The following is a 12,221-nucleotide window of genomic DNA, read 5'->3' as shown; positions in this document are numbered from 1 at the left end:
TGAACACCTCTCCGACTCCTTTTATAGACCGCCTACCCAACGTGGCAGGGGCCGCGGCTGGCAGGGAACTGTTGGTCCAGCAACTGCAGATCATCGGGCGATTAGCTCAGCGGTAGAGCACTACGTTGACATCGTAGGGGTCACTGGTTCGATCCCAGTATCGCCCACCATATTCCCTTGGAAACAAGGGGTTAACCCCAAGGCGCATCGCCGCGCCGCGACGAAGGAGAGGACCGATGAAGGTCAAGAACTCGCTCCGCTCGCTCAAGCAGCGTCACCGCGATTGCCGCGTCGTGCGCCGCAAGGGCCGCGTCTACGTGATCAACAAGACGCAGCGCCGTTTCAAAGCCCGCCAGGGCTGATCGGCCGGAGAATTCCAGGTGAAAACGCCGCGGGTCTGCCCCGCGGCGTTTTTCTTTTGGGCCACGGGGTCAGTTGCTCATGAGCCCCGACAGGGTCATCAGCGCCAGGGTCGCGCCATCCATGATCCCTGTATTGGGCAGGCCGTTGCGGCGCTGGAACTCGCGCAGCCCGGCCACGATCTCGCCTTCCGTGCGTGCGCCGGGGGCAAGGATCCCCGCCCGCTGCAACGCGGCCTGCGCCAGTTGAAGTTGCACCTGGTTGTTGCGCCCGATCGCCGGGTCGCTGGCAAGAAGCACCTGGATACGGTCCCGTGCATCCTGCGCGTAGCGCCCGTTCGGATAGGCTTGCAGATATTGCTGGTAAGCCCCCACCGTGTCGCCCCCCTGGGCCGACTGCCAGTCCTGGTCTTCCTGCTGCAACGCGTCGATCCGCGCCTGCGCATCGGCGGCATGGGGTCCGTTCGGGAACTGGGTCAGGTAGGCGCGATAGGCGGCGACCGTGTCGGCGGCCTGCGCGGTCTGCCAGGCGGCCGGTTCACCCGATGCCTGCAACAGCTGTTGCAGTCTCTGGCGGGCAAAGCCCGCATTTGCCCCGTTCGGATAGGCATCGAGATAGGCCTGGTAGCCCTGGATGCTGTCCAGCGCCCGCGCACGCTGCCAGGCCTGGGCTTCCTGCTGCGCCTCGATATTGGCCAGCCGCTGACGGGCCAGTTGCGAGAACTCGCCATTGGGATAGCGCGCCAGGTAGGCGCGAAGCCCCGCCTCGTCCTGCCCGCGCCCGGTCTGGTTCCAATAGGCCACGTCGTCCTGCCGCGCCTGCTCGGCCTCGATCGCGTCAAGCCGCTGGCGCGCAAGCTGAGAGAACTCGCCATTGGGGTAGCGGGCCAGGTAGGCGCGAAGCCCCGCCTCGTCGGTGCCTTGCCCGGTCTGTTGCCAATAGGCCCGGTCCTGCGCCCGGATTTCCTCGCGGCGCACATCGGCCTGGGCGCTTAGCCGGGTGATCTGCGCCCCATCGAGGTAGCCCGTCACCGCCAGCCCGTTCACCTGCTGCCACTGGCGGATACCCCCGCGTGTGCCTTGGCCGAAAAGCCCGTCGATGCCGCTGTTGTAATAGCCCAGAACCGCTAGATCGCGCTGGATGTCGCGGCGGGCTTCGCGGCTTAGCCCAAGCGCCTGCTCGGCCTCCTCCGGAGTCAGCTGCGGCGCGGGCGGTTCCAGCTCGGCGATCCGGGCCTGGGCCTGCGTGGCGTAATAGCCGCCGGGATACCGGTTGAGATAGGCGCGGTAGGCAAAGACGTTGTCCAGCGTCACCATCGCGTCCCAATAGGCCTGCTCGGCCGGCGGCACGACCGGCACGACCACGGGGGCCGGCAGGAAGGGCTCGAAGGGCGCATCCAGCGATAGAACCGTCAGGCCGGGTGCACCGGCAAAGGCGTCCCGGATGGGACGCCCCGGCACCAAAAGGTCACTGCGCAGGAAGCGCGCGACCGAAGCGGGATGCCCCGTGGCGACGGTCAGCCCCTCGGGCACCTCCAACTCGCCCAGGCCGTTTTCAAGACCTGCGCCAAGCGCAACATTCTGGTTCTCGGGGGCCAGCAGGATCACCGCCCGCGCGGGCGACGCGGCGGCGATATCCATCAACAGGTTTACTGGCAGGCCCCGGCCCGACACGTTTCCTAGGTCCGCTTCGCCCGCGTTGCGGCCCAAAAACCAGCTCCAGCCATCGAAATGCACGAAGCGCCCGGCCAGCGCGATCACCAGCGTTTCCTGTTCGTCGGCGGCCACAAGGCGTGACAGCAGCCCCCGCAGCATCTCGGAATCTGCGTCGATGGCGGAAATCAGCTCGAATCCCGCCTGGTCGAGCGGGGTGAAGGCCGTGCCGACATAGCGCGGCGCGCCGTAGCTGCTGGTGGATGCGTCGTCGACGGTGCCCACGACAAGGGCCGTATCGGCCCCCGCCGGCATGGCGATCCCGAGCAATAAAAGCGCTCGCACGAATGATTTCATGGCAAAACCTCCTTAAATCAGAGGCGCCCCGAGATCATTCGTAGCTGCGGCGATCCTCGATGACCTTGCCGTCATTGGGCAGGCTGCCAGCGGGAACGAGCTCGATTCGCCCCCTCAACTTTAGCGTATCCAGAACCGATTGTTCATAAACGCTTCCGTCAGTGGCGGCGGTCTCCAGCTGCACCAGCATCACGTCCATTTCGCCCTCGCGATCGGCGATGACGCGGGCGCGGGCCACGTCGTCATGCCGCTTGACCAGGTCGGCCACCTGCTCGGGACGCACGAACATGCCCTTGATCTTGGTGGTCTGGTCGGCGCGGCCCATCCAGCCCTTGATGCGCATGTTGGTGCGCCCGCAGGGGCTTTCGCCCGCCATCACGGCGCTGAGGTCGCCGGTTGCAAAGCGAATGAGCGGGTAATCGGGGTTGAGCGACGTCACCACGACCTCGCCCACTTCGCCCGCGGCCACCGGGTCGCCGGTGCCCGGACGGACGATTTCAACGATCACGCCCTCGTCGACGATCATGCCCTCCATCGCCGGGGTCTCGTAGGCAACGTTGCCCAGATCGGCGGTGGCGTAGTTCTGAAGACACGGGATGCCGCGATCGGCATATTCCTGGCGCAGGCTGGGGAACAGTGCCCCGCCGCCCACGGCGGCCTTGGTGATCTTCAGGCTCAGGCCCATCTGGTCGGCCTGGTCGAGGATCACCTTCAGGAAATCGGGCGTCCCGGCATAGGCGGTCACGCCGATGTCGTGGGCCGCGCGGGCCTGCAATTCGGTCTGGCCGGTGCCCGCGGGCACCACGGGGGCCCCCACGGCGCGCGCGCCGTTTTCGAAGATCATGCCTGCGGGCGTCAGGTGATAGCCAAAGCAGTTCTGCACGATATCGCCCTGACCGATACCAACGGCATTCAGGAAACGGCCGATCCGCCACCAGTCATGGCTGACCCCGCCCGGCTCGTAGATCGGGCCCGGGCTCTGGAAGATATGGGCATGGCCACTGGCCGGCCCGGCGAAGCCGCCAAGCGGGCCGTTCGCGGCCTGCGCCTTGCCAAGCTCGGACTTGCGCAGAACCGGCAGGGCCGCCAGCACATCCAGGCTGGTCACGGCACCGGCTTCGACCTCGGCCAGGCTGTCCGCGTAGCCCGGCAGCGCCTTGGCGCGGGCGATCTGGCCCGGCAGGGCCTCGGCCAGCGCGGCGGCGCGTTCATCGGCGCTGCGGGTTTCGAGAGTGTCGAAGAAACTGGTCACGGTATCGCCTCTCATCACGCAAGCCACCGCTTGCGGCGGCGGTAAGAACGCACGTCGCGGAAGCTCTTGCGCCCTTCGTCGGACATGCCGAGATAGAATTCCTTCACGTCCGGGTTTTCACGCAGTTCCTTGGCGGGACCGTCCATCACGACGCGGCCCGATTCCAGGATGTAGCCGTAATGGGCGAAGCGCAGCGCAACATTGGTATTCTGTTCGGCCAGGAGGAAGGTCACCCCCTGCTCTTCGTTCAGACGCTTCACGATGTCGAAGATCTGTTCCACCAGCTGCGGCGCCAGACCCATCGAGGGTTCGTCCAGCAGGATGGTTTCCGGCCGGCTCATCAAGGCGCGGCCAATGGCGCACATCTGCTGTTCCCCGCCCGAGGTATAGCCCGCCTGGCTGCGGCGGCGCTCTTTCAGCCGGGGGAAATATTCATAGACCATGTCGAGGTCGGCGGCGATCGCGCCGCGCCCGTCCTTCCGGGTGTAGGACCCGGTCATCAGGTTCTCCTCGATGGTGAGGTGTTCGAAACAGTGACGGCCTTCCATCACCTGGATCACGCCGCGATCCACCAGGTCAGACGGCGACAGGTCCTGCACACGCTCGCCGCGGTACTGGATGTTGCCCTTGGTGACCTCGCCGCGTTCGGAATGCAGCAGGTTGGAGATAGCCTTCAGCGTCGTGGTCTTGCCCGCACCGTTGCCACCCAGAAGAGCGGTGATGCCACCCTTGGGGACGCGCAGGCTCACGCCTTTGAGCACGAGGATCACGTGGTTGTAGATCACCTCGATATTGTTGACCTCCAGCAGCGTTTCCGCACCGGCGTCCTCGGGGGAAAACCCGTCTCCGTGCACTTCGTGAACCTGGTCCAGCATGTTTTTCAACCTTTGATCTCGGGATCCGGCGGCAGCATCAGGCCGCCGCCGGAGATGTCATTTGGCGTGAGTGCCGATTAGCTGTCGCAGTTACGCGGCTCGATGGCGTTCTCGGCGGCGAAGGCGGCCGAGTCCTCGTCGATCAGCGGCTGAGTGACAGAGTCATCGGGTGCGATGAAGTCGGTCACGGTCACCCAACGCTGATCAGCGGCGTTCCACTGCTGGATACGGCCCATGCCGGGACCACCGTGGTTGCTGCAGGACACGGCGAAGGCGGGACCAACACCGGCCATGCCGAGTTCTTCCATACGCTCTTCGGTGATGTTCAGCGCTTCCATGCCGTCACGCATCATGGCCGGGGTGATGTCAGCCACACCGTGAATCTCCTGCGCAGTCGCAGCAGCTTCGGCGGCCAGCATCGCGGCGTACATGCCACGGATGTAGAGAACCGAACCCAGGTTCGAGCCGTCACCGGCAGCCAGGCCAGCGTCGATCACGTGCTCCTGGATCTGATCCAGAACCGGCAGGTCGCCCACGCCGTTCATGTTCAGCGACAGGTAGCCGTCGGCTGCTGCGCCGGCGGGGGTCACGTCATGCTCGGCACCGGACCACCAGTTGCCGATGAAGTGATCCATCGGGAAACGGATGTTGGCAGCTTCCTGAACCGCAACCTGATTCATGACGCCCCAGCCCCACATCACGACATAGTCGGGACGCTCGCGGCGGATGGTCAGCCACTGGTTGCCCTGTTCCTGACCGGGATGGTCAACGGCCAGCTGAACCAGCTCGAAACCATACTGTTCCGACAGCACTTCGAGGGTGCGGATCGGCTCACGGCCATAGGCCGAGTTGTGGTAGAGCAGGACGATCTTCTTCCCTTCCAGCGAGCCGTCATTGATGCTCAGCAGGTAGTTGGTGATCACCGATGCGGAGTCCCAGTAGTTGCCCGGGTAGTTGAAGACCCACTCGAACACTTCGCCGTTGGCGGCAGAAGTCCGGCCATAGCCCATCGAGTGCAGCGGGATGCCGTCTGCGGTCACGCGGGGGATCAGCTGGTAGGTGATGCCGGTGGACAGCGGCTGGTACACCAGGGCGCCTTCACCACGGGTGGATTCGTAGCATTCCACGCCGCGCTCGGTGTTGTAGGCGGTTTCGCACTCGATGACGTTGGTCATCACGCCGCCGATGCCGCCGTCACGCTGGTTGAGCAGCGTGAAGTAGTCCGCATAGCCGTCGGCGAACGGAATGCCGCCCGCGGCGTAGGGGCCGGTCCGGTAGGACAGCGACGGGAACACGAGGTCCGCCATCGCGGGCCCTGCGGCCATGAGGCCAGCCAGTGCCAGTGTTGCCAGTTTCTTCATCGGTAAGGTCCTCCCTTGGTTGGTCCGATGTGTTTCGGGTTGGGCCAGGCGCTCCTCTTCGCCCGGGCCCGGGTGTGGCTGGCCCCGCCTCAGTGCGGGAACGGCCAGAGTCTCAGTTTCTCCTTCAGCAGGCGCCACAGCTGTGCCAGCCCGTGCGGTTCCACGATCAGGAAGAAGACGATCAGGGCGCCGACGATGATCAGCTGGATATGCGCCACGATATCCGTGGGCCATCCCAGCCAGTCCACGCCGAGGATCTTCAGGAACACCGGCAGCAGCACCATGAAGGCCGCCCCGGCGAAGCTGCCGAAGATGGACCCGAGCCCGCCGATGATGATCATGAACAGCACCAGGAAGGATTTCTGGATGCCGAAGGCTTCACCCACCTCGACCGCGCCGAGATAGACAGTGAACAGAAGGCTGCCCGCGATCCCCACGTAGAAGGACGAGATCGCGAAGGCCGTCAGCTTGGATTTCAGCGGGTTCACCCCGATGATCTCGGCTGCGATATCCATGTCGCGAATGGCCATCCACTGACGCCCGACGGACCCGCGCGTCAGGTTGCGCGCCATCCAGGACAGCAGGAACAGGAACAAAAGGCAGAACAGGTATTTTGCCCAGACTTCGGCGTTGGGGCCGGTCACGGCCATGCCGAAAAGCGAGCGCTCGGGCGCGTTGATCTGGCCGGAGGCCGAGTAGTTGTAGAACCACGGCACCCGGTTGAAGATCCACACCAGGAAGAACTGCGCCGCCAGCGTTGCCACGGCAAGATAGAAGCCCTTGATGCGCAGCGAGGGCAGGCCGAACAGCACGCCCACAAAGGCGGTCACGAGGCCCGACAGGAGCGTGACGGTAACCATGTCCATCCACGGGAAAGCGGTCATCAGCTTGTAGGCGGCATACGCACCCACGGCCATGAACCCGCCCGTCCCCAGGCTCACCTGTCCGCAATAGCCGGTCAGGATGTTCAGGCCGATGGCCGCGATCGCGTAGATCACGAAGGGCAGCAGCAGCGCGTTCGCCCAGTAGTCGTTGATCACGAAGGGCACGATCAGCAGCGCAATGACCATGACGGCATAGTAGCGCCAGCGATCGAAGGCGATCGGGAAGGTCTGGTTGTCGTCGGCGTAGCTCGTTTTGAAATCGCCGGCTTCACGGTAGAACATGGATCAGGCCTCCGACCGGGTGTTGTGCGTGGGGCGCTGCGGCAGCTGCACCCCCTTGGAAAGTTTCAGGTAGGCCCAGACACCGGCCAGCATCCCCGCAGCGGCGAGAACAAGGGCGATCAGCGTCTGGCGACTGTCAGGCTGTTCCGAGGTCAGGGCGAGGTACCCGAAGGCCCAGAACCCCGACCACGAGATCACGTTGATGATGGCAATCAGCTTGCGCATCCGGTCACACCCTCTCGATGATCTTCTCGCCGAACAGGCCCTGCGGCCGGAACACGAGGAAGAGAAGCGCCAGCACGTAGGCAAACCAGTTCTCGGTCGCGCCGCCGATCATCGGACCGACGAGGAATTCGAACAGCGCCTCGCCCACCCCGATGATCAGGCCGCCTACGATGGCGCCCGGGATCGAGGTGAAGCCGCCCAGCATCAGAACCGGCAGGGCCTTCAGCGCGATCAGCGACAGCGAGAACTGCACGCCCGATTTCGAGCCCCACATGATGCCCGCGACCAGCGCCACGAAGCCTGCCAGCGACCACACGAGGATCCAGACGAAGTTCAGCGAGATACCCACCGACAGCGCGGCCTGGTGATCGTCGGCCACGGCGCGCATCGCGCGGCCCTGCTTGGTGTATTGCGCGAAGGCCACCAGCGAGGCCACCAGAACGGCAGCCACGATCGCGGCCACGATGTCGAGGTTGTCGATGAAGAAACCATAGCCGAACCAGCCATAGGTGGTTTCATCAATGGCCAGGTTCAGACCCTGCGGCAGACCCACGTCCAGCGTACGGATTTCCGAGCCCCACATCAGGTCGGCCACGCCTTCGAGGAAATAGGCCAGGCCGATGGTGGCCATGAACAGGATGATCGGTTCCTGCCCCACGAGGTGATGGAACACGACCTTCTGCACCGCCCAGGCGAAGAAGATCATCACCGCCACGGTCAGCAGGATCGCAAAGAGCGCCGGCACCGAATGCCACGGCAGGTGATGCACCTCGGTCCCGAAGATCGCGTTGATCAGGTGGCTGAAGGGCACCCGGCCCTCCTGGATGCCCACCAGCGTCATCGCCGCGAAGAGCGCCATCACGCCCTGCGCGTAATTGAAGATGCCCGAGGCCTTGTAGATCAGCACGAAGCCGAGCGCGACGAGGGCATACATCACCCCGGTCATGAGGCCGTTGAGCGAGACCTCCATGGCGAAAATCAGTTGTTCAGGCATGGTGGCCTCCGCTCGTCATGGGCGCAATGTGTCTGCACAGGTGGTGTACGGGGGGTGTAAAGGGGGTGTACGGGTGGCACCCCCCTGTTTTCGGGGTGAACTCAGTCATGGCTGACCCCCAGGTAGGCGTCGATGACTTCCTGGTTGGACCGCACTTCGTCGGGCGTGCCGTCACCGATTTTCTTGCCGTAATCCATCACGACGACGCGGTCGGACAGGTCCATCACCACGCCCATGTCGTGCTCGATCAGCGCGATGGTGGTGCCGTATTCGTCGTTCACGTCGAGGATGAAGCGGCTCATGTCCTCTTTCTCTTCGACGTTCATGCCCGCCATCGGTTCATCCAGCAGCAGAAGCTTGGGTTCCGCGACCAGCGCGCGCGCCAGTTCCACCCGCTTTTTCAGACCGTAAGGCAGGCGGCCCACGGGCGTCTTGCGGATCGACTGAATTTCGAGGAAGTCGATGATTTCCTCTGCTTTTTCGCGGTTGGCGACCTCTTCCCGCTCGGCTTTGCCCCACCAGATCGCCTGGTCAAGGAAGCTGGCCGACATATGGTTCAGACGGCCAGTCATGACGTTGTCGAGCACCGTCATCCCTTCGAACAGGGCGATGTTCTGGAACGTCCGGGCGATGCCCTGGCGCGCCACTTCGAACGGCTTCATCGGGCCGCGCTTTTCACCGTGGAACCAGACCTCGCCTTCCTGCGGCTTGTAGAAGCCCGAGATGACGTTCAGCATCGAGGACTTGCCCGCCCCGTTCGGCCCGATGATGGCGCGGATTTCGCCCTGACGGATGTCAAAGCTGATGTCCTTGATCGCCACCACGCCGCCGAAGCGCAGGGTGATGTTCTTCATTTCCATCACCACGCCGCCGATCTTGCGGCCGTCTTCGGTGATGTAGCCTTCCGACTGGTCCAACATGTCCCTGCCCCCTTATTCCGCCGCGATCGGCTTGGTCCGAACCGGCACGATCTTGGCGTCGCGCAGGTCCAGCGTGGCCGAGATATAGCCCTTGCGCCCGTCCTCATAGGTCACCTCGGTCCTGGTCGAGACCGTGTCGGACCCATCGTAAAGCGCGTCGATCAGATCGGCGTATTTCTCTTCGATGATGCGGCGGCGGACCTTGCGGGTGCGGGTCATTTCGCCGTCGTCGGCGTCCAGTTCCTTGTGCAGCACAAGGAAGCGGTGGATCTGACACCCCGAGAGCATCTCGTCCTCGGCCACGGATGCGTTGACCTCTTCCACGTGTTTCTGGATCGTCTCCAGCACCTGCGGATGGCCCGCCAGTTCCTGGTACGAGGAATAGGCGATGTTGTTCCGCTCGGCCCAGTTGCCAACAGCGGAAAGGTCGATGTTGATGAAGGCGGTGCAGCGGTCGCGGCCGTTGCCAAAGACCACCGCCTCGAGGATGTTGGGATAGAACTTCAGCTTGTTCTCGACATACTTGGGCGCAAACATGCTGCCGTCGGCCATCTTGCCGACGTCCTTGGCGCGGTCGATGATCCGCAGGTGGCCGGTGTCGGGTTCAAAGAAACCCGCGTCGCCGGTGGCCACCCAGCCTTCGGCATCCTTGGTCGAGGCCGTGCTTTCGGGGTTCTTGTAGTATTCGACGAAAACGCCGGGCGAGCGATAGAACACCTCGCCCGTTTCGCCGATCTTCACCTCGACCCCCGGGGACGGCACGCCCACGGTGTCGGCGCGGACCTCACCATCGGGTTGCTGGGTGATGAACACCCCCGCTTCGGTCTGGCCATAAAGCTGTTTCAGGTTGATCCCGAGCGAGCGGTAGAAGCTGAAGATCTCGGGCCCGATCGCCTCACCTGCCGTATAGCCGACACGCACGCGCGACAGGCCAAGGGTGTTCTTCAGCGGCCCGTAGATGAACAGCTCGCCCATCTTGTACTTCAGCTTGTCGCCAAAGCTGACCGGCTTGCCGTCCAGAAGGTCGGGGCCGACCTTGCGGGCATGGGCCATGTAGCGGTCGAACAGCCATTTCTTCAGCTTGCCCGCGTCTTCCATGCGGATCATGACGTTGGTCAGCTGGGTTTCGAACACGCGCGGCGGGGCGAAATAATAGGTCGGCCCGATCTCGCGCAGGTCGGTGATCAGGGTCTCTTCGCTTTCGGGGCAGTTGACGCAGAAGCCGGCCCAGTAGGCCTGCCCGATCGAGAAGATGAAATCGCCCACCCAGGCCATCGGCAGATAGGCCAGAACCTCTTCGCCCGCGCCGAGGCTGTCGAACTTGGACGAGGCGATTGAGGTTTCGATGATGTTGCGGTTGGACAGGACCACGCCCTTGGGCTTGCCGGTCGTGCCGCTGGTGTACAGCATCACGCAGGTGTCGTCATAGCCGATGGCGGCCTGGCGGCGGTCCAGTTCCGGCGTCAGTTCATCGCGCAGCCCATGGCCGGTTTCCTGAACGTGGCTGTATTCATGCAGCTGGCTGTGGTCGTATTTCCGAAGGCCGCGCGGATCCAGGTAGATCATGTGCTCGAACTGGGTCAGGCGGTCCTGAACCTCGATCACCTTGTCGACCTGTTCCTGGTCTTCCGCGATGATGAAGCGCGCGCCGCAATGGTCCAGCACATAGGCCATCTCTTCGGCGGCGCTGTCCTGGTAGACCGGCACGGGGATCGCGCCGATGGTCTGCGCGGCCACCATGGACCAGTACAGATGCGGCCGGTTCGACCCGATGATCGCGACGAAATCGCCCTTGTTGACCCCAAGGTTCAGCAGGCCAAGGGCCAGATTGCGGATCTCTTCGCGGGTTTCGCCCCAGGACCAGGTCTGCCAGATCCCGAATTCCTTTTCGCGATAGGCCGCCTTGGTGCCGAACTTCTTGGCATTACGGTCGAGCAGGGCCGGTACGGATACCAGCCCGCCCGCGTCACCGGACGCAGGTGCCATTCTTCTTCCTCCCCTGTTTTCCGGCGTCTCCTCACACCGGATCGCCGTTGCCGGCGAATCCCCGTTACCCGGGGCTTGATCCAGTTTAATGCCTAAAATTTTGCCGCAACATTTCCAAATTCTAACGAATTGTAACAGCCGCCGGGATGGCTTTTCCGGGTCGGATCGTGGTGCTACCCCTAAGGGACCGGCGGAGGGGGAGAGCGCGGGGAAGAACGGGGGGACCGATGGACTACAAGACGCGCAACAGCCTGACCCAGGCCGGTCTGAATCTGATCCAGCAAGCGCTGTCGATCTATGACGAAGACCTACGTCTTGTGCTGTCCAACCGCCAGTTCAAGGACATGTTTTCCCTGCCGAGCGAGCTGACCCTGGCCGGATCGCGGTTCGAAACCACGATCCGCTTCCTGGTGGAAAGCGGCGAATACGGCGAGGTGACGGATATCGACGCGGCGGTGCGCGAAAGGGTGGCCCAGGCGCAGACCTTCCAGCCGCATTACTTCGAACGCCGCCGGGCCAATGGCCGCGTCATCTCGGTCGAGGGGGCGCCGCTGCCGCAGGGGGGCTGGGTCACGGTCTATACCGACATCACCGACATCAAGCGGCAGGAAACGCTGCTGCGCGCCCGCTCGGCCGAGCTGTCGGGACAGGTGCTGAACCATGCCGAGGATCTGGCCGCCGCCAACCGCAAGCTGCAGGCCACCAATGCCGCCCTGGAAGAGGCCCGGCGCGAGCTGACCCAGATGGAGGCGCGCATCCGTCTGACCACGGAAATGATGCCGGCCCATATCGCCCATATCGCGGTCGACCGGACCTATTCCTATTCGAACCGGCGGCTGTCTTCGGTGATGCCGGGGCGACCATCGAACATCCTTGGGCTGCACATGGCCGACGTTTTGGGGGCACAGGCCTATGCGGCTGTGAAACCCTATGTGGACAGCGCCTTTGCCGGGCGCGCCTCGGTCTTCGAATTCACGGACGAGGCATCATCGCGCCGGATCCGCACCGCGCTGACCCCCGATACCGACGGCGGGGCCTATATCCTGTCCACCGACGTGACCGAGGAAAGCCAG

Annotated in this window: 11 protein-coding genes and 1 tRNA gene; 3 read left to right on the top strand and 9 right to left on the bottom strand. The window is 63.9% G+C overall.

What is annotated here, in order from left to right:
- Nucleotides 1–95 precede the first annotated feature (95 nt).
- Both ACEQXV_RS07360 and ykgO read left to right on the top strand, forming a co-directional pair.
- Nucleotides 96–170, top strand: a tRNA-Val gene (locus ACEQXV_RS07360).
- A gap of 66 nt (nucleotides 171–236) precedes the next feature.
- Complete coding sequence (gene ykgO / locus ACEQXV_RS07355; protein WP_012177066.1) at nucleotides 237–362, top strand: type B 50S ribosomal protein L36; 126 nt, start codon at nucleotides 237–239, stop codon at nucleotides 360–362.
- 69 nt (nucleotides 363–431) lie between these two features.
- On the opposite strand, the gene ACEQXV_RS07350 is transcribed toward ykgO, so the two are convergent.
- From ACEQXV_RS07350 to ACEQXV_RS07310, 9 genes are all read right to left on the bottom strand, one after another.
- Complete coding sequence (locus ACEQXV_RS07350) at nucleotides 432–2,369, bottom strand: peptidoglycan-binding protein (protein ID WP_370268536.1); 1,938 nt, start codon at nucleotides 2,367–2,369, stop codon at nucleotides 432–434.
- A gap of 34 nt (nucleotides 2,370–2,403) precedes the next feature.
- Nucleotides 2,404–3,636 (bottom strand): phenylacetate--CoA ligase family protein, encoded by a 1,233-nt coding sequence (locus tag ACEQXV_RS07345; protein WP_370268535.1) that lies wholly within the window; start codon nucleotides 3,634–3,636, stop codon nucleotides 2,404–2,406.
- On the bottom strand, nucleotides 3,636–4,496 hold the full coding sequence (locus ACEQXV_RS07340; RefSeq protein ID WP_370252318.1) for an ABC transporter ATP-binding protein: 861 nt from the start codon (nucleotides 4,494–4,496) through the stop codon (nucleotides 3,636–3,638). Before ACEQXV_RS07340 ends, ACEQXV_RS07345 begins: the two co-directional genes overlap by 1 nt.
- A 77-nt stretch (nucleotides 4,497–4,573) precedes the next feature.
- Nucleotides 4,574–5,857 (bottom strand): ABC transporter substrate-binding protein, encoded by a 1,284-nt coding sequence (locus ACEQXV_RS07335; protein ID WP_370268534.1) that lies wholly within the window; start codon nucleotides 5,855–5,857, stop codon nucleotides 4,574–4,576.
- Between the two features lie 89 nt (nucleotides 5,858–5,946).
- Entirely contained in the window at nucleotides 5,947–7,023 is a 1,077-nt protein-coding gene (locus ACEQXV_RS07330; protein ID WP_370252315.1) for a branched-chain amino acid ABC transporter permease, read from the bottom strand.
- Between the two features lie 3 nt (nucleotides 7,024–7,026).
- Nucleotides 7,027–7,248: a hypothetical protein gene (locus tag ACEQXV_RS07325; RefSeq protein ID WP_370252314.1), complete on the bottom strand. Its 222-nt coding sequence runs from the start codon at nucleotides 7,246–7,248 to the stop codon at nucleotides 7,027–7,029.
- A gap of 4 nt (nucleotides 7,249–7,252) precedes the next feature.
- A complete protein-coding gene (locus tag ACEQXV_RS07320) occupies nucleotides 7,253–8,242 on the bottom strand; it encodes a branched-chain amino acid ABC transporter permease (RefSeq protein ID WP_370252313.1) in 990 nt (329 codons plus the stop codon).
- Nucleotides 8,243–8,343: 101 nt separating this feature from the next.
- Nucleotides 8,344–9,162 (bottom strand): ABC transporter ATP-binding protein, encoded by an 819-nt coding sequence (locus ACEQXV_RS07315; protein ID WP_370268532.1) that lies wholly within the window; start codon nucleotides 9,160–9,162, stop codon nucleotides 8,344–8,346.
- A gap of 12 nt (nucleotides 9,163–9,174) precedes the next feature.
- A complete protein-coding gene (locus ACEQXV_RS07310; RefSeq protein ID WP_222263944.1) occupies nucleotides 9,175–11,148 on the bottom strand; it encodes an AMP-binding protein in 1,974 nt (657 codons plus the stop codon).
- A gap of 227 nt (nucleotides 11,149–11,375) precedes the next feature.
- Between ACEQXV_RS07310 and ACEQXV_RS07305 the strand changes: the two genes are divergently transcribed.
- The coding region (locus ACEQXV_RS07305; protein WP_370268531.1) for a PAS-domain containing protein at nucleotides 11,376–12,221 on the top strand (846 nt) is incomplete at its 3' end.

The sequence above is a fragment of the Nioella sp. genome, from assembly GCF_964229645.1.
In the GTDB taxonomy this organism is placed as follows: Bacteria; Pseudomonadota; Alphaproteobacteria; order Rhodobacterales; family Rhodobacteraceae; genus Nioella.
This window is presented reverse-complemented; position numbering and strand designations above follow the sequence as displayed.